This window comes from Sneathiella sedimenti (assembly GCF_017313765.1).
Taxonomy (GTDB): domain Bacteria; phylum Pseudomonadota; class Alphaproteobacteria; order Sneathiellales; family Sneathiellaceae; genus Sneathiella; species Sneathiella sedimenti.
The window spans coordinates 22,367-39,788 of sequence record NZ_JAFLNC010000004.1 but is presented as its reverse complement, the minus strand read 5'-3'; the positions used below and the strand labels follow the sequence as shown (position 1 = coordinate 39,788).

Genomic DNA, 17,422 nt, shown 5'->3' with positions numbered 1-17,422 from the left:
GTCTCCTACATTCTGAACAGGCCGAACTTCGTCGGCTCAATGGGCGCGTTGAGGGCGGCAGAAATACCGAGCCCCAATACCATCCGGCTTTCCGCCGGGTCGATAATACCATCATCCCAAACGCGGGCGCTGGCGAAATAAGGATGGCCTTCCTCTTCATATTGCGCCTCGATCGGCGCCTTGAAGGCGGCTTCCTCCTCGGCACTCCAGCTTTCGCCGCGCGCCTCCATTCCATCCCGCTTGACTGTTGCAAGAACGGCGGCGGCCTGCGGCCCGCCCATCACGGAGATGCGCGCGTTCGGCCACATCCAGAGGAGCCGCGGGCTGTAGGCGCGACCACCCATGCCATAGTTCCCCGCCCCGAAAGAGCCCCCGAAAATCATCGTGAATTTCGGCACCTTGGCGGTCGCCACAGCCGTTACCAGCTTGGCGCCGTCTTTCGCGATGCCGCCTGCCTCGTATTTCTGGCCAACCATGAAGCCGGTGATATTCTGCAGAAATACAAGCGGGATATTCCGCTGGCAGCAGAGTTCAATGAAATGCGCCCCCTTCACGGAAGATTCCGAGAAAAGAATGCCGTTATTAGCAAGAATACCGACGGGATAGCCGTGAATATGGGCAAAGCCGGTGACAAGCGTCGTGCCGTAGTTTTTCTTGAATTCGTCGAACTCAGAGCCGTCTACAACGCGGGCGATAATCTCCCGCACATCAAAGGGCGTGCGCATGTCCTTCGGGATCAGGCCGTAAATCTCCTTCGGGTCATAAAGCGGTGGCCTGGGCTTCCTCACCTCAAGCTGCATTGGCTTTGGCTTGTTGAAGTTGGCGACACAGCTCCGTGCAATCTGCAGGGCGTGTAGATCGTTCTCCGCCATATGGTCTGTCACACCGGATGTGCGGGAGTGAACCTCTGCCCCGCCAAGATCCTCAGCCGAGACCACTTCACCGGTTGCTGCCTTCACCAGTGGCGGACCGGCGAGAAAGATCGTGCCCTGATTGCGCACGATAATGCTTTCGTCGCACATCGCCGGGACATAGGCACCGCCGGCGGTGCAGGAGCCCATGACCACCGCAATTTGCGGGATGCCGAGGGCGGACATGTTCGCCTGATTATAGAAGCTCCGTCCAAAATGGTCGCGATCGGGGAATACATCCTGCTGGTTGGGAAGGTTCGCCCCGCCGGAATCCACAAGGTAAATGCAGGGGAGCCGATTTTCCAGCGCCACTTCCTGCGCCCGGAGGTGCTTCTTCACGGTCAGTGGATAATATGTGCCGCCCTTCACCGTCGCATCGTTGCAGATGATGACGCATTCACGTCCTTCCACCCGGCCGATGCCGGTGATGATGCCGGCAGAATGAATATCCCCGCCATACATGTCCCAGGCGGCCATCTGGCTGAATTCCAGAAAGGGCGATCCGGGATCAAGGAGCTTGCGAACCCTCTCGCGCGGCAGAAGCTTGCCGCGGGAAAGATGCTTTTCACGCGCCCGCTCCCCACCGCCCTGCTTGATGATCGCCACCTTTTCCTTCAGGTCCTCGACGAGGTTGGCCAAATGCGCTGCGTTAGCCTTGAAATCATCGCTCCGGGTGTTAAGGCTGCTTTTTAATACAGTCATCTATCTCATATTCCCTTTCAGCACGCGAAAATCGATTGCTTGGCGAATGTCGCCCTTTGTGTTACGGATTTGCCTCTACGCAAGAAACAATAAAGGAGCCATGAATGGCCTATAATGCATTTGATCTGACCGGTAAGGTCGCCCTTATCACAGGCGGAAACGGCGGTATTGGCCTTGGCATGGCGGACGCCATTGCACAGGCGGGAGGCGACGTCTGCATCTGGGGGACGAACGAAACCAAAAACGCTGCTGCCGTTGAGCAGTTGAAAGCTCATGGCACGCGCGTTTCCTCCCTCATCTGCAATGTCGCCGATGAAAAGGAAGTCAAGGACTGCTTTGCCGAGACGCTCTCGCAGTTTGGTCGTGTTGACGGCTGCTTCGCGAATGCGGGCGTAAGCTCGGGCAAAAAATCCTTCCTTGAAATTGACGACAAGGAATGGCACCGCATCCTCGACATCAATCTGGATGGTGTCTTTTATACCTTCCAGGCCGCTACTAAACATATGGTGGAGCGCGCCGAGAACGGGGATCCGGGTGGACGTCTTGTCGGGACGGCCAGTCTCGCCGCCATTTCCGGTGCCGCGAGGAACGAGCATTATGCCGCAACCAAGGGCGGCGTGATTTCCATGATCCGTGCGCTGGCCGTGGAATTCGCCGGCAAAGGCATTACCGCCAACGCGATCCTGCCCGGCTGGATCGAAACCGCAATGACGGAAAATGCGATCGCCTGGCAGAAATTCTCCGATGCGGTGAAGCCGCGCATTCCCGCCCGCCGCTGGGGCCAGCCTGCGGATTTCGGCGGCATGGCCGTTTACCTGATGTCGGACGCCAGCGCCTATCACACGGGTGATACCATGCTGATCGACGGCGGCTATTTCCTCTTCTAGGTTATTCCCATATCCCGGCTCCGCGGTTGCGGGGCCGGACAGCCGATATTTCCGCGCCCGCAAAACCACTACCAGCCCCCTCTCGTCAGCCATTCATCAAGCTGACCGACACGGTCGGCGCCCCAGAATCTTTCTCCTTCGACGATAAAGAATGGCGCGCCGAAAACCTTCCTGTTGAAAACGGTATCCTCAACCGAGGCCTTGAAGGCCGCCTTGATTTCAGGATCCTGAATTGCCGCTGAGAAGGCGGCGCGATCAACGCCGGTTTCCTCTGCAATTTCGGCAACGATCTCGATATCGGAAATATCCTTGCCTGAGACGAAATAGGCGGCGAAAACCTTCTTTGCAAAGGCGATGGCCTGTGCCGGATCATGCCGGGCAATCCAGAGAAACCCGCGGGAAGCCCCAAGGGTCAGTTTTGGGAAGTCCGCCGGCATGACAAAAGGGATCTTGTGATAACGGGCGGTCCGTTCAAAATCCATGCGCGAATAGTCCCCTTTCAACGGATATTGCGTCAATGGAAAGGTTTTCTCACCCTGCATGGCCACGCCGAGCATGAAGGGATGCCAGACAACCTCCCGGTCATGCCTTGCGGCAACAGCCTCAATCAGGCGACTGCCGAGATAGGCATAGGGAGAAGAAAAATCAAAATAAAAATCTATCGTTTTTGACATGATTTCAGCCCATTACCCTGCCGCCAGATTGCGTGCAATCACCAGCTTCTGGATATCCGATGTGCCCTCATAAATCTGGCAGACCCGAACATCGCGATAGATCTTCTCGACCGGGTAGTCGGCAATATAGCCGTTTCCGCCAAGGGTCTGGATCGCACCGGAACAAACCTCCTCCGCCATTTCAGACGCAAAGAGCTTCGCCATGCTGGCCTCCGTCAGGCAGGGGTGCCCCGCGTCTTTCAGGCTGGCCGCATGCAGCACCATCTGCCGCGCGACCTCCAGCTTGGTCGCCATATCCGCAAGGCGGAAGCCGACCGCCTGATGTTCAATGATTGTTTTCTCAAAGGCCTTCCGCTCTTTTGCATAGGCCAGCGCATGGGCCAGCGCCGCACCCGCCATGCCGACGCTCTGCGCGGCAATTCCGATACGGCCTGTCTCGAGATTGGCAAGGGCAATGCGATAGCCCGCTCCTTCCGGCCCCAACATGTTCGCCGCCGGGATATGCACGTCATCAAAGGCGATCTGGCAGGTATCAGAAGCTTTCTGACCCAGCTTCTTCTCAACCGAGACAACGCGATACCCTTCACTGATTGTCGGAACGATAAAACAGCTGATCCCCCGCTTTCCGGCGTCCGGATCTGTCACAGCGAAAACCAGTGCAATACCGCCAATCCGGCCGGAGGTAATGAATTGCTTGGTTCCGTTCAGGACATAATGATCCCCTTCTTTTCGCGCCCGGGTCTTGAGCGCGGAGGCATCCGAACCCGCCTGCGGTTCGGTCAGGCAGAAAGCGCCGATCTCCTTCCCTTTGGCAAGTGGCGTAAGAAAGGTCTGCTTTTGCGCCTCAGTTCCTTCTTTCAGGAGGGCGGCACAGCATGGGGAGTTATTGACACTCATCACCGTGGAGACAGCGCCGTCCCCGCCCGCAATTTCCATCAGAGCAAGGGCATAGGAAACATAATCCGCTTCGGCCCCACCGTAACTATCCGGAACCGTCATGCCCATCAGGCCGAGCGCCCCCATCTCGCTCAGGACGTCCCGCGGGATGGCACCGTCTTCTTCCCACTTGGCGGAATGAGGGGCCAGACGATTTTGCGCAAAGTCGCGCGCCATGTCACGGATCATGGTCTGCTCTTCGGTCAAAATCATCCGGTTCCCTCCCTTTTCCGTTTCTTCCGCGCTTAGTTGACGAGTTCCAGCGCCATTGCTGTCGCTTCACCGCCGCCAATGCAGAGGGAGGCGACACCGCGTGTCTTGCCGTATTTCTGCAGGGCAGAGAGAAGCGTAACAACAATCCGCGCACCGGACGCGCCAACCGGATGGCCAAGCGCGCAAGCGCCGCCATGCACATTGACCTTTTCATGATCCAGTCCAAGGTCATTCATCGCCGCCATGGTTACGACAGCAAAGGCCTCGTTGATCTCGAACAGGTCAACGTCGTCTTTTGTCCAGCCCACCTTGTCCATCACTTTCTGAATCGCATCAATCGGCGCCATGGTGAATTCGGACGGCTTGCGAGCGTGGGTGGAGTGGGCCAGGAACTTGGCGATGGGCTTCAGGCCACGCCGCTTTGCCTCGCTTTCCTTCATCAGAACCAGCGCCGCGCCGCCGTCGGAAATGGAGGAGCTGTTCGCCGCCGTGACTGTCCCGTCCTTCGCAAAGGCAGGCTTCAGGGACGGAATTTTCTCCGGGTTGCCTTTAAGTGGCTGTTCATCCTTGTCGATTGTCACGTCGCCCTTGCGGGTCTTGACGGTCACCGGCGTAATTTCCGCCGCAAAAGTCCCGTCTTCCGTCGCCTGCTTCGCCCGCCGCAGCGATTCAATCGCATAGGAGTCCTGCGCTTCCCGCGTGAACTGGTAAAGGCCTGCCGTTTCCTCAGCAAAGCTACCCATCAGGCGACCTTCCTCATAAGCGTCTTCCAAACCGTCCAGGAACATATGGTCTTTCACATCGCCATGACCAAGCCGGAGGCCGGTCCGCATTTTCGGCAGGATATAGGGGGCGTTCGTCATGCTCTCGAATCCACCAGCGACCACGATATTGTTGCTGTCGGCCTTGATGGCGTCGAACGCATACATTGCGGCGCGCATTCCGGAACCGCACATCTTGTTCACGGTGGTGCAGCCCACGCTATCAGGAATACCGGCCCCAAAGGATGCTTGTCGTGCTGGTGCCTGGCCGAGGCCGGCCGGGAGCACACAGCCCATGATCACTTCATCGATATCCGTTCCGGTGACGCCTGCGCGATCCATCGCCGCCTTGATCGCCGTTGCACCGAGTTCCGGCGCTTTGACGTCCGCAAGGTCGCCCTGAAAACCACCCATTGGCGTCCGCGCCATACCAACGATGACAATTGGATCTTCACTCATTTTATTCTCCTTGTTATTAGTCGAGGAATTTCTTTCCTGACATTAAGCCGTTTCATTAAACAGTTCGCGCCCGATCAACATCCGCCGGACCTCGCTTGTGCCTGCCCCGATTTCATAGAGCTTAGCATCGCGCAAGAGCCGCCCGGTCGGATAGTCATTAATATAGCCATTACCACCCAGCGCCTGGATCGCCTCCAGCGCCATCCAGGTGGCCTTTTCCGCCGCGTAAAGGATAACTCCCGCCGCGTCCTTTCGCGTCGTCTCCCCGCGATCGCAGGCCTTTGCCACCGCATAGACATATGCCTTGCAGGCGTTCATGGTTGAGTACATATCCGCGACCTTGCCCTGCATAAGCTGGAACGTCCCGATGGGCTGGCCGAACTGTTCACGGTCATGAATATAGGGTATCACCGCATCCATGCAGGCCTGCATGATACCGAGAGGGCCGGCGGACAGGACAACGCGCTCGTAATCGAGGCCGCTCATAAGGACGCGTACACCTTCATTAAGGGTGCCGAGAATATTCTCTTCCGGCACTTCACAGTCCTCGAACACAAGCTCGCAGGTGTTCGAACCGCGCATGCCAAGCTTGTCCAGCTTCTGCGCGGTAGAGAACCCGGGGAAATCCTTTTCAATGATGAAGGCGGTAATGCCGCGCGGGCCGCCATCGGGCACTGTTTTCGCATAAACCACCAGAACATCCGCATCGGGGCCGTTTGTAATCCAGAATTTATTGCCATTGAGGACGTAGCGATCGCCTTTCTTCTCCGCCCTGAGCCGCATGGAGACAACATCAGAGCCCGCGCCCGGTTCACTCATTGCCAGTGCGCCGACATGTTCCCCGCTGATCAGCTTGGGCAGATATTTGGTTTTCTGGGCCTCGGTTCCGTTGCGGGATATCTGATTTACACACAGATTTGAATGCGCCCCATAGGAAAGCCCTACAGACGCCGACGCCCGACTGATTTCCTCGACAGCAACGCAATGTTCCAGATAGCCAAGACCCGCGCCACCATAGGCTTCGTCCACGGTGATCCCGAGCAGGCCAAGATCTCCCATTTTCCGCCACATATCCATGGGGAACTCGTTCGTGGCGTCGATTTCCGCTGCTCTCGGGGCGAGTTCTTCGTTCGCAAATCCCGAAACCGTATCCCGGATCATGTCGGCTGTCTCACCAAGACCAAAATTGAGACCCGGAAAATGAATTGCTGACATTTACTGTTTCCTTTTTGCAATAGAGGTGGTTTTTGCGCGTTCCTGACCTAACGCACCCCCCTAGCTGGATTTATTGATAAGCGATTTGTCACCCACTCCGGTTAGCCCCGGTATTTGTATATTTACCTGCATAGTTTTGCTGCAAATCGACTAACCCGCAAGCAGCATCTTTTACCCTTGGGAGTATAGTCACCTACCTTTCATAGATAAAATCATTTCTTTCGATCATAGTTATTGATATCATCAATACATGGATATCTATCAGCTTCGTTATTTCCTTGCCGTCGTTGAAACCAGCAACTTCTCCCGCGCGGCCGAGCGAGCCTTTGTAAGCCAGCCGACATTATCAACTGGCATCAAAAAGCTGGAGACGGAACTTGGCGCGCCCCTTTTTAACCGCGACGCACGGAAAATATCCCTGACGGAGGCCGGTCGCCGCTTCCTTCCCCATGCCCGCACCATCATTTATGAATGTAACGCGGCAAAGACAGATATCACGCGGAAAAATCCGGTTCAGCGATTACAGTTGGGACTATTGCGTAGCGCGCCCTCGAGCCGGATCGCCGCCTTGCTGAATGATTTTGGCAAGGCGCATCCCGATATCCAGATATCCATCAAGGACGGCACACCGGCGCAGCTGCAACGCTGGCTCGATGAAGGTCGGATTGATCTCGCGATCTCCCTTCCGCCGGAAGATATCAGCAACACGCAGTTTACGCGCCTTTATACCTGGAAATATATGCTCGCCGTTCCGTCCTCCCATTCCTTTGCGAACCGCAACGCAATACCGTTGAAAGAGCTGGATGGGCTTGATTTCCTGCATCGGTCCCATTGTGAAGGGGAAACAGAGGTGACGCGATCCTTCTCCAGCGCCGGGGTCAATCCGCATATCGTCTTCAGGACAGATCAGGACGAGAAGGCCCTTGCCTATGTCGGCGCGGGTCTCGGCCTGTGTATGATGCCCGATATCCTGACGGGACCGGGCGTCACGTTGGTACCGGTGGAAGGGATTAATATCGATCGCGTGATTGGCCTGATCTGGCTTCGGGAAAGCGAGAAGGATCTTATCCACTCGTTCCATATGTTCGCGACCAGTCACGACTGGCATCCGGATAAATCCGCGGCGAAAAACCTCGACTGGGCCCGTTAGCCGCTCCTAGAGCAGGACAACGGTTGCCAACCCGAGAAATGCGACGAAGCCGACAATATCGGTCACTGTGGTGACAAACACGCTGGACGCGATGGCGGGATCGATCTTCATCCGATCCAGGGTCACCGGCACGATCATGCCCGCGACCGCCGCCACAATAATATTCACGACCATTGCCAGGGCAATAATCAAACCGATTTGCAGGCTGGAAAACCAGAACCAGGCCGTGAAACCAACCAGGACAGCGAAAATACTGCCATTTAGAAAGGCTACCATGGTTTCCTTACTCAGGATTCGGAGCATGTTGGCCGCCGTGAGTTCCTTGGTTGCGATTGCACGCACCGCAACTGTCAGGGTCTGGGTCCCTGCATTGCCCCCCATGCTGGCGACAATCGGCATCAAAACCGCGAGGGCAATAATCGCTTCCATCGTTGCATCAAAGAGGCCGATCGCGATGGACGCCGCAATCGCCGTCAGTAAATTGACAAAAAGCCAGAGAAAACGGGCCCGCGTTGTCGTCATGACGCTGCCGAACAGGTCATCCTCGGACACACCACCGAGACGCAGGATATCCTCCTCCGCCTCCTCGCTGATAACGTCGACGATATCGTCAACGGTGATCACACCGATCAAGGCGCCATCCTCATTGACGACCGCGGCGGAGGCAAGACGGTATTGCTGGAACAGATACGCGACTTCTTCCTGGTCCATATCGACCGGAATCAGTTTCTGTTCCGTATCCATGATGTCGCGCACCTGCACAGTGCGCTTGCTGCGCATGGCCCGGTTCAGCGAAATCGTTCCGATGGGGTGATGACGCGGATCCACGACGAAGATTTCGTAGAATTCCTCCGGCAGATCGTCCGTATCGCGCATATAGTCGATTGTTTGGCCGATGTTCCAGTATTCCGGCACCGCAATCAGGTTACGCTGCATCAGGCGGCCGGCACTATCCTCCCCATAGGACAGGCCTTCCTGCAACACAACGCGTTCCTCGACGGGGATCTCGTTCAGGACCTCTCGCTGCTCTTCCTCCTGAAAGCTTTCCAGAACGTCAACAGCGTCGTCGAGTTCCAGTTCATTCAGGAAGGCGGCGATTTCCGCCGGCTCCATTTCATCAACCAGATGCTCACGCACATTTTCGTCGAGATCGGAATAGACATCCGGATCAACACGACCTTCCATGATTTGCAAGAACGGCAGACGCAGCTTCGGCTTGAGCTGCTCGATCAGGTCCGCCACATCCGCAGAATGCCAATCCTGCAGCGTGTCGTGAATAAAGGCGGTGTCTTCGCGCTCTATCGCGCCCTGTATTTCCTGAACAATTTCATCATTCAGGCCATATGAACGCGCAAGGTTCTCGTCTTCGACAGCCTCATCCCTGTTGTCCTGCGCATCGGTCATATTCAACCTTCATCTATAAGACGCTCTCTTCTCGCGACCGGTCCCGGCATCATTTTTCCAGCCTTGTGATCCTGTGCATCGACGGCAGCGATAGCCGTCATATTGACGAGTCCGCGCACGGTGATGGAGGCCGCCGTCACATGAACAGATTTAGACATACCGATCAGGATCGGGCCGACAGCAATCCCGTGCCCGATGCTCTTCGCAATATTATAGCTGATATTCGCCGCATCCAGATTGGGCATGACCAGGAGATTGGCCGCTCCCTGTAGCCGGGAATTGGGAAATATCGTCTCGCGGATCGCCGGGATCAGGGCTGAGTCGGCCTTCATCTCCCCTTCAACCTCCAACTCCGGAGCCAGTTTCTCGATCATCGCGAGGGCCTTACGTGCACGCCGGGCAGAAGGCATATCCGTCGATCCGAAATTGGAATAGGACAACAGGGCTGCCTTGGGTTCAATCCCGAAGCGTCGAACCTCGTCCGCCGAGAGAATTGTCAGTTCCGCCAGTTCCTCCGCCGTATGCTCGTGACTGATCTGGGTATCGGTAAAGAACAGGGTCCTGTCAGGCATGATCAGCAAATGAAGGGCCGAGGCATCCCGAACCCCTTCACGGAACGGGATAATATCGGACACACGCCGGTAATGCTGATCATACTTGCCGTAGGTACCGCAGATCATGCCATCCGCATGACCCAGATGAACCATCATCGCGCCGATGATCGTTGTGTTGGTACGTATGCGAGCCTTTGCCGTCTCCACATCCACGCCAAACCGCTCCCTCAGTTTGTGATAGGCCTGCCAGTACTCCCGGTACCGCGGATCATTCTCAGGATCGACAATCTCGAAATCAACGCCGGGCTTGATGCGGAGGCCAAGCTTCTCGATCCGGTATTCGATGACCTTGTTCCGTCCGATGAGGATCGGCGACGCCAGCCCTTCATCGACAACCGTCTGTACCGCCTGCAGGACGCGCTCTTCCTCCCCTTCGGCATAGGCAATACGCATCATTTCCTGACGCGCCCGGTCGAACAGCGGCTTCATGACAAAGCCCGTGCGATAGACGAAATGCGACAGGCTCTGGTGATATTTCTCAAGGTCTTCTATGGGCCGGGTGGCCACGCCACTATCCATCGCCGCCTTGGCAACGGCGAAGGAAACTTCCAGGTACAGCCGCGGATCGAAGGGCGTCGGGATCAGGTAGTCAGGACCGAAACTCGCCTGTGTCGCCCCATACGCCTTGGAAACGATATCCGACTGTTCCGCCATGGCAAGATCGGCAATGGCTTTTACCGCCGCGATCTTCATTTCCTCATTGATTTCCGTCGCGCCGACATCAAGGGCACCTCGGAAGAGATAGGGGAAGCACAGGACATTGTTCACCTGGTTCGGATAGTCAGACCGGCCCGTCGCGATAATGGCGTCTGGGCGCACGGCCTTGGCATCCTCCGGCAGGATTTCTGGTGTCGGGTTGGCCAGCGCCAGAATAATCGGCTTGTCCGCCATGGTCGCCACCATTTCCGGCTTCAGCGCGCCGGGACCGGAACAGCCGAGGAAAATATCCGCTCCCTGCATGGCGTCGGCAAGTGTGCGTTTGTTCGTATCCACCGCAAAGACGGATTTATACGGATCCATCTCGACCGTCCGTCCTTCATAGACAACGCCATGGATATCGCAGACCGTTATATTCTCCCGCGGCATGCCGAGGCTGACCAGCAGGTTAAGACAGGCAAGCGCCGCCGCCCCGGCCCCGCAGGCCGTCAGCTTGACCTCGGTGATATTCTTCTCGACTATGCGAAGCGCGTTATAGACCGCCGCCGCCACGCAAATTGCCGTGCCATGCTGGTCGTCATGGAAGACCGGAATATTCATCCGTTCCCGACAGAGCTTTTCCACCACGAAGCATTCCGGCGCTTTGATATCTTCAAGATTAATGCCGCCGAAGGTCGGCTCCATGGCCGAGATTATATCAACGAGCTTTTCAGGATCTGTCTCGGCGAGCTCGATATCGAATACATCGATTCCGGCGAATTTCTTGAACAGGACCGCCTTTCCCTCCATCACCGGCTTGGAGGCCAGCGGACCGATTGCCCCGAGGCCGAGTACGGCCGTGCCGTTGGTGACGACGCCGACAAGATTTCCTCGGGCGGTCAATTCGGCTGCCTGGACGGGGTCATTGGCGATAGCAAGGCAAGGATGCGCGACACCCGGTGAATAGGCCAGCGCAAGATCAGTCTGGGTATCCATCGGCTTTGTCGGCGTAACTGTCAATTTTCCCGGTCTCGGCAACCGGTGGTAGTCCATTGCCTTCTCAGAAATATCCTTCGCCATACTTTCAAACTCTCCCGAATAAATCGATGCCTGCGTTTACCCGATGACAAAATACGACGCCACCAAAAATTATTTATCGGCATCAATATTTTAAGGAAATACGCGAACATCCCTATACCACGCTATCATAGCGTAGTTGGGGAAAGTTTCATGAAAATGTTGTGGAAAACTTTCTCAGCCCATATCTGGGCATGAGATAAGTGGTGCGGTCGAGAAGACTCGAACTTCCACCCGTGTTACCGGACAGCGACCTCAACGCTGCGCGTCTACCAATTCCGCCACGACCGCACAATGGAGCAGGGAAATAACAAATGTTTGCCCCCTACGCAACAACTGAATTGAAAATTCGGTGAATTAAAATTCCGGAAGATTTTTCTTGACGCTGTCGGTGATCGAAATACCGATATTATCATCGACAATTATAATGCCGCCATAGGCGATAGGTTTGTCGTTGGCGAGAACGACTGCGTCGTCATCCGCATTGGCATCGAGTTCGATAACCGCGCCGCGCCCCATTTTCAGGAGTTGATGAATTGGCATGATGGCTTTTCCCAGGACTACCGAGATTTCCACATCCACGCCTTCAATCGCCTTGTCTTCCTCGTTCATGGCCATACTTTCCCGCATTCCAAAGTAACGCCATTATCATCCATCAGGGTTAACAGGGTATTAACATCACACGGGAACGCGCAAATATTGCTGTTTCTCCGGAAACTGCTATATAGCGTGCATGCAGGAAATCGAATGGAAAATTTCGGACGACCCGATCCCCTATGAGGAGGCACTCGCCACCATGGAAGCGCGGGTCGCCGCCATTCGGGACGGCACCGCCCGGGAGCTTGTCTGGCTGCTGGAACATCCCCCGCTTTATACGGCAGGCACCAGCGCAGACATTGCCGATCTCAGGGATCCGGACCGATTCCCGGTTCATAAGGCCGGCCGTGGCGGACAATATACCTATCATGGCCCCGGACAGCGTATCGCCTATGTGATGCTGGACCTCAAGAAACGCAATGCGGATATCCGTGCCTATGTGCAGGACCTCGAAGACTGGGTGATCGACGTGCTGGCACAGTATCAGATCAAGGGCGAAAAGCGCTGCGAGCGGGTCGGCGTCTGGGTTGACCGGGGTTTTCGCGATGACAAGATCGCCGCCATCGGGGTCCGGGTGCGCCGCTGGGTGAGTTTTCACGGCATCTCGATCAATGTTGACCCCGACCTCAGCCATTATGACGGGATAGTCCCCTGCGGGATTGCCGAACATGGGGTGACGTCCCTCGTCAACCTCGGCATCCCGGTGAGCATGTCTGAATTTGATATGGAACTAAAGGCCGCCTTCAAGCGCGTATTCCTGAAAAATGGCGACCTTGGGTCCGTGGTTTCCTGACATCAAGAACCTTCCGTCACCCAAGGCAGCGTGACAACATTAGATTTTAATGATATATAGAGTTGCTCTTGAAAGGCCTTGCATGGCAACTCATTCGCAAACAGACATCAACAGGGAAAAATGGCAGAAGACGCTGTCTGAGGGGCATCTTGGGAAAAAATACTGGCGCAAGCTGATGCGCCTGCTACCCGGACCACCCCGTTGCAAGGCCTGCAACAATCCATTTGGCGGTTTTGGCGGACATATCTGCCGTGCCATTGGCTTCAGGCCGTCGAAGAAAAACCCCCGCATGTGCGCGCTTTGCTGTGAGAAAATGCCGAAAGGCGGCGCAGAAGTCGAGACGGCGATCCTGTTTGCCGACGTCCGGGGATCAACGGAACTTGCAGAACGGCTGGGCCCGGAGAAGTTTGCCGATGCCCTCAACCAGTTCTACAATACTGCTACCGAAATCCTGATAAGTTATGATGCAACAGTCGACAAGCTCATTGGCGACGAGGTGATGGCCTTTTTCATTCCCGGTTTTACTGGCCCCAATTTCAAGAGTGCCGCGATAGAAGCGGCTCAGGAGCTCCTTCAAAAACTCGGCTATGACGGATCAAGGGAGCCTTCGCTCCCCGTCGGGATCGGGATCGATTCAGGCATCGCTTTCGTCGGAAATGTCGGCGGCGAGGAAATTCTCGATTTCACTGCCCTTGGGGATCCAGTAAATACCGCGGCGCGCATTCAGGCGTTCGCGGGGCCGGGCCAGATATTTGTCGGCGAACGGGCATTTTCTGCAGTCGCCGACCAATATCCAGACGTCAAACCTTTCACCTTAACGGTAAAAGGAAAGAAGGACCCGCTACAGGTCCGTTCAATTCCGGTTACTCGAATTCCAGGATAACGTCATCCACGGCCAGAATGTCACCGGCACCCGCCTTCACGGCGGAAACGACACCGTCCTGCTCAGCCCGAAGGATATTCTCCATTTTCATGGCCTCAACCACAGCCAGCGCCTGACCGGCCTTCACTTCATCGCCTTCACTGACATTGACAGAGACGACCATGCCCGGCATCGGACAAAGAAGGAATTTCGACATATCCGCCGCAACCTTGATCGGCATAATCTCTGCGAGCGCTGCCGCATTCGGTGTCCGCACCGCAAGATTAACTTCCGCACCGCCATGGGTGAGACGGACGGCACCCCGGAATAACTGCAACTGAGCAATCATCTTGACGCCATTTACCTTGGCCTTGATCCGGCGTTTACCCGGCTCCCATTTGGACCGCACGGCGATCACGCGATCACCGATCTGGACATCAATGCCGCCTTTTGCATCCTCGACGGAAATCTCGACCGATTTTTCCTTACCTTCGCTGACGACCCACTTTTCGGCAGTCTTCGCCACCACATCTTTCAGCGACCGGCTGACGGACCGCAGATGAACAAGGGCGGCAACAGCGACCAGTTTCTCGTAGGTTTCCTCACTGAGCGGCGCACCATGGAAACCTTCCGGATATTCCTCGGCAATAAAACCGGTGGTAAGGTTGCCCGCCTTGAAGCGTGGATGGTTGCAAACCGCATTCAGGAAGTTGATGTTGTGGGCAATACCGCTCACCTCATAGGCATCGAGTGCGCGGCCCATCTCCTCAATCGCCTCATCACGATCCTTGCCGTAGGTAACAAGCTTGGCAATCATCGGGTCGTAGAACATGGTAATTTCGGAGCCTTCCGTGACCCCGGTATCGACCCGGACGTTGTCCCCTTTCGGCACCTTGTAGCGGCTCAGGCGACCGATAGACGGCAGGAAGCCCCGGTAAGGGTCCTCGGCATAGAGTCGGCTTTCCAGCGCCCAGCCAGTAAGCTTGATGTCTTTCTGTGTCAGGGTAAGCTTCTCGCCATAGGCAACGCGGATCATCTGCTCGACAAGGTCGATTCCGGTGATCAGCTCCGTCACCGGATGCTCCACCTGCAGACGGGTATTCATTTCAAGGAAATAGAAGCTCTTGTCACTGCCAACAATGAACTCGACCGTGCCGGCGGAGTGATAATCCACTACCTTGGCCAGCGCGACAGCCTGTTCGCCCATCGCTTTACGGAGCTTCTCATCAACGAAGGGGCTTGGCGCCTCCTCAATTACTTTCTGGTGGCGCCGCTGGACGGAACACTCGCGCTCCCCCAGATAGAGGTAATTGCCATGCTTGTCGGCCAGCACCTGAATTTCGATATGGCGCGGGTCGACAACGAACTTCTCGATGAAAATCCGGTCATCACCGAAGCTACTGATTGCTTCATTCTTGGCCGACTGGAAGCCTTCGCGCGCCTCCGCGTCATTATGCGCGATGCGCATGCCCTTCCCGCCTCCGCCAGCGGAGGCCTTGATCATGACGGGGTAGCCGATTTCCTTGGAAATCTTGACGGCGTGCTCCGCATCCTCGATCAGGTCCATATGACCCGGAACAGTATTGACACCAGCCTCCAGCGCGAGCTTTTTAGAGGCGATCTTGTCGCCCATGGAGGCGATCGCTTTTTTGCCCGGACCGATAAACGCAATTCCCGCCGCATCCAGCGCATCGGCAAACGCCTGGTTTTCGGACAGAAAACCGTAACCCGGATGCACGGCCTCTGCGCCGGTTTCCTTGCTGGCTTTGATGATTTTCTCGATGACGAGATAACTCTCGGACGCCGCCGCCGGTCCAATGTGAACGGCTTCATCCGCCATCTTCATATGTACAGCGCCGTCATCCGCATCGGAATAGACAGCAACGGTCTTGATGCCCATGGCACGGGCGGAGCGGATAACACGACAGGCGATTTCGCCACGGTTGGCTATCAGGATCTTTTTAAACATTTTTCTTTCCCTCTACCTTCGACCCTATAGCGGAATATTGCCGTGTTTTTTCCACGGATTTTCCAGTTGTTTGTTTTTCAGCATGCGGAGCGATGTGGTGATCCGGTGCCGGGTGTTGTTCGGCATGATCACGTCATCGATAAAGCCGCGATGGCCAGCGACGAACGGGTTGGCGAAACGTGCCTGATATTCATCGGTACGTTTTTGGATTTTCTCCTCATCGCCAATTTCGGAACGGAAAATAATCTCAACAGCCCCCTTGGAGCCCATCACCGCGATTTCCGCGGATGGCCACGCGTAATTGACATCCCCGCGTAAGTGTTTGGACGCCATCACGTCATACGCCCCGCCATAGGCTTTGCGGGTAATGACGGTGACTTTCGGCACCGTTGCCTCGGCATAGGCATAGAGCAGCTTCGCGCCATGCTTGATAATACCGCCATATTCCTGCGACGTGCCGGGCAGGAAGCCGGGAACGTCGACAAGCGTCACGATCGGGATATTGAAGCAGTCGCAGAAGCGGACGAAGCGCGCCGCCTTCTTGGAACTGTCGATATCCAGACATCCGGCCAGAACCATCGGCTGGTTGGCAACGATACCGACGGTCTGCCCCTCCATCCGGCCAAAACCGGTGATGATGTTCTTCGCGAAGTTCGGTTGGATTTCGAAGAAGTCTCCCTCATCGACCAGCTTTTCCACCAGCTCCATCATATCATAGGGCTTGTTGGGGTTGGCCGGGACCAGCGTATTGAGCGATTCTTCCTTGCGGTTCGGATTGTCAAAGGTCTCACGAACGGGCGAGGATTCAAGATTGCTGGAAGGAAGGAAGTCGACAAGACGGCGGACTTCCGTCAGCACTTCCATGTCGTTATCATAGGCGTTATCCGCAACGGAAGACTTGCTGGTATGTGTGCTTGCGCCGCCGAGTTCTTCCGCCGTCACGGTCTCGTTGGTCACCGTCTTCACCACATCCGGGCCTGTCACGAACATGTAGGAACTGTCGCGCACCATGAAGATGAAGTCTGTCATCGCCGGGGAATACACCGCACCGCCTGCGCAGGGGCCCATGATGACCGAGATTTGCGGGACGACGCCGGACGCCATCACATTGCGCTGGAACACTTCGGCATACCCTGCAAGGCTATCGATTCCTTCCTGAATACGGGCCCCGCCGGAATCATTCAGGCCAATGACCGGTGCGCCAACCTGAACAGCCTTGTCCATGATCTTGCAGATTTTCTTGGCATGATATTCGGAGAGGGAACCTCCAAAAACCGTGAAGTCCTGACTGAAAACAAACACCAGCTTGCCGTTGATCGTGCCGTGTCCGGTGATGACGCCATCACCAATGACCGTTTCTTCCTGCATGCCGAAATCGACGCAGCGATGCTCGACGAACATATCCCATTCTTCGAAGGAACCTTCGTCAAGGAGCAGGCTGATCCGTTCGCGCGCGGTAAGTTTTCCCTTGCTATGTTGCGAGTCGATCCGCTTCTGACCACCGCCAAGCCGCGCCTTTGCCCGCTTTTCTTCAAGCTGCTGAATGATATCCTGCATGTCCC

Annotated in this window: 14 protein-coding genes and 1 tRNA gene; 4 read left to right on the top strand and 11 right to left on the bottom strand. The window is 56.0% G+C overall.

Going from position 1 to position 17,422, the window contains the following annotated elements:
* Positions 1-5: 5 nt before the first annotated feature.
* A complete protein-coding gene (locus tag J0X12_RS11875; RefSeq protein ID WP_207046011.1) occupies positions 6-1,613 on the bottom strand; it encodes a carboxyl transferase domain-containing protein in 1,608 nt (535 codons plus the stop codon).
* A 104-nt stretch (positions 1,614-1,717) separates the two neighbouring features.
* On the opposite strand from J0X12_RS11875, the gene J0X12_RS11870 reads away from it, so the two are divergent.
* Entirely contained in the window at positions 1,718-2,500 is a 783-nt protein-coding gene (locus J0X12_RS11870) for an SDR family NAD(P)-dependent oxidoreductase (protein WP_207046009.1), read from the top strand.
* Positions 2,501-2,568: 68 nt separating this feature from the next.
* Here J0X12_RS11870 and J0X12_RS11865 read toward each other — a convergent pair whose 3' ends face one another.
* Genes J0X12_RS11865 through J0X12_RS11850 form a run of 4 tightly spaced genes read right to left on the bottom strand, consistent with a single transcriptional unit; the run spans position 2,569 to position 6,758 of the window.
* Entirely contained in the window at positions 2,569-3,174 is a 606-nt protein-coding gene (locus J0X12_RS11865; RefSeq protein WP_207046007.1) for a 2-hydroxychromene-2-carboxylate isomerase, read from the bottom strand.
* A 12-nt stretch (positions 3,175-3,186) separates the two neighbouring features.
* Complete coding sequence (locus tag J0X12_RS11860; protein ID WP_207046004.1) at positions 3,187-4,323, bottom strand: acyl-CoA dehydrogenase family protein; 1,137 nt, start codon at positions 4,321-4,323, stop codon at positions 3,187-3,189.
* Positions 4,324-4,355: 32 nt separating this feature from the next.
* A complete protein-coding gene (locus tag J0X12_RS11855) occupies positions 4,356-5,543 on the bottom strand; it encodes an acetyl-CoA C-acyltransferase (RefSeq protein ID WP_207046002.1) in 1,188 nt (395 codons plus the stop codon).
* Between the two features lie 42 nt (positions 5,544-5,585).
* Complete coding sequence (locus tag J0X12_RS11850) at positions 5,586-6,758, bottom strand: isovaleryl-CoA dehydrogenase (RefSeq protein WP_237688132.1); 1,173 nt, start codon at positions 6,756-6,758, stop codon at positions 5,586-5,588.
* Between the two features lie 250 nt (positions 6,759-7,008).
* On the opposite strand from J0X12_RS11850, the gene J0X12_RS11845 reads away from it, so the two are divergent.
* Positions 7,009-7,908 (top strand): LysR family transcriptional regulator, encoded by a 900-nt coding sequence (locus J0X12_RS11845; RefSeq protein ID WP_207046000.1) that lies wholly within the window; start codon positions 7,009-7,011, stop codon positions 7,906-7,908.
* Positions 7,909-7,914: 6 nt separating this feature from the next.
* Here J0X12_RS11845 and mgtE read toward each other — a convergent pair whose 3' ends face one another.
* The 4 genes from mgtE to J0X12_RS11825 all read right to left on the bottom strand — a co-directional run bounded on the left by mgtE (position 7,915) and on the right by J0X12_RS11825 (position 12,251).
* Positions 7,915-9,312 carry a magnesium transporter gene (gene mgtE / locus J0X12_RS11840; protein WP_207045999.1) on the bottom strand — a complete coding sequence of 466 codons (1,398 nt, stop codon included), beginning with the start codon at positions 9,310-9,312 and terminating at the stop codon, positions 7,915-7,917.
* A gap of 2 nt (positions 9,313-9,314) precedes the next feature.
* Positions 9,315-11,642, bottom strand: a complete 2,328-nt coding sequence (locus tag J0X12_RS11835) for an NADP-dependent malic enzyme (protein WP_207045996.1) — start codon at positions 11,640-11,642, stop codon at positions 9,315-9,317.
* A 201-nt stretch (positions 11,643-11,843) separates the two neighbouring features.
* Positions 11,844-11,930: transfer RNA gene (locus J0X12_RS11830), tRNA-Leu, on the bottom strand.
* A 66-nt stretch (positions 11,931-11,996) separates the two neighbouring features.
* Entirely contained in the window at positions 11,997-12,251 is a 255-nt protein-coding gene (locus tag J0X12_RS11825) for a FliM/FliN family flagellar motor switch protein (protein WP_207045994.1), read from the bottom strand.
* A gap of 121 nt (positions 12,252-12,372) precedes the next feature.
* On the opposite strand from J0X12_RS11825, the gene lipB reads away from it, so the two are divergent.
* Both lipB and J0X12_RS11815 read left to right on the top strand, forming a co-directional pair.
* Positions 12,373-13,029, top strand: coding sequence for a lipoyl(octanoyl) transferase LipB (lipB, locus tag J0X12_RS11820; RefSeq protein WP_207045983.1), 657 nt, complete (start codon positions 12,373-12,375; stop codon positions 13,027-13,029).
* A gap of 82 nt (positions 13,030-13,111) precedes the next feature.
* Entirely contained in the window at positions 13,112-13,912 is an 801-nt protein-coding gene (locus J0X12_RS11815) for an adenylate/guanylate cyclase domain-containing protein (protein WP_207045981.1), read from the top strand.
* Here J0X12_RS11815 and J0X12_RS11810 read toward each other — a convergent pair.
* Positions 13,893-15,860 (bottom strand): acetyl-CoA carboxylase biotin carboxylase subunit, encoded by a 1,968-nt coding sequence (locus tag J0X12_RS11810; RefSeq protein WP_207045979.1) that lies wholly within the window; start codon positions 15,858-15,860, stop codon positions 13,893-13,895. The genes J0X12_RS11815 and J0X12_RS11810 overlap by 20 nt on opposite strands.
* 24 nt (positions 15,861-15,884) lie before the next feature.
* Positions 15,885-17,417 carry an acyl-CoA carboxylase subunit beta gene (locus J0X12_RS11805; RefSeq protein ID WP_207045977.1) on the bottom strand — a complete coding sequence of 511 codons (1,533 nt, stop codon included), beginning with the start codon at positions 17,415-17,417 and terminating at the stop codon, positions 15,885-15,887.
* Positions 17,418-17,422: the final 5 nt, after the last annotated feature.

Coding starts and splice junctions, on each gene's coding strand:
- J0X12_RS11870 (WP_207046009.1), top strand. CDS start 1,718: ATGGCCTATAATGCATTTGATCTGACCGGTAAGGTCGCCCTTATCACA.
- lipB (WP_207045983.1), top strand. CDS start 12,373: ATGCAGGAAATCGAATGGAAAATTTCGGACGACCCGATCCCCTATGAG.
- J0X12_RS11855 (WP_207046002.1), bottom strand. CDS start 5,543: ATGAGTGAAGATCCAATTGTCATCGTTGGTATGGCGCGGACGCCAATG.
- J0X12_RS11805 (WP_207045977.1), bottom strand. CDS start 17,417: ATGCAGGATATCATTCAGCAGCTTGAAGAAAAGCGGGCAAAGGCGCGG.
- J0X12_RS11875 (WP_207046011.1), bottom strand. CDS start 1,613: ATGACTGTATTAAAAAGCAGCCTTAACACCCGGAGCGATGATTTCAAG.
- J0X12_RS11860 (WP_207046004.1), bottom strand. CDS start 4,323: ATGATTTTGACCGAAGAGCAGACCATGATCCGTGACATGGCGCGCGAC.
- mgtE (WP_207045999.1), bottom strand. CDS start 9,312: ATGACCGATGCGCAGGACAACAGGGATGAGGCTGTCGAAGACGAGAAC.
- J0X12_RS11825 (WP_207045994.1), bottom strand. CDS start 12,251: ATGAACGAGGAAGACAAGGCGATTGAAGGCGTGGATGTGGAAATCTCG.
- J0X12_RS11845 (WP_207046000.1), top strand. CDS start 7,009: ATGGATATCTATCAGCTTCGTTATTTCCTTGCCGTCGTTGAAACCAGC.
- J0X12_RS11835 (WP_207045996.1), bottom strand. CDS start 11,642: ATGGCGAAGGATATTTCTGAGAAGGCAATGGACTACCACCGGTTGCCG.
- J0X12_RS11850 (WP_237688132.1), bottom strand. CDS start 6,758: ATGTCAGCAATTCATTTTCCGGGTCTCAATTTTGGTCTTGGTGAGACA.
- J0X12_RS11810 (WP_207045979.1), bottom strand. CDS start 15,860: ATGTTTAAAAAGATCCTGATAGCCAACCGTGGCGAAATCGCCTGTCGT.
- J0X12_RS11865 (WP_207046007.1), bottom strand. CDS start 3,174: ATGTCAAAAACGATAGATTTTTATTTTGATTTTTCTTCTCCCTATGCC.
- J0X12_RS11815 (WP_207045981.1), top strand. CDS start 13,112: ATGGCAACTCATTCGCAAACAGACATCAACAGGGAAAAATGGCAGAAG.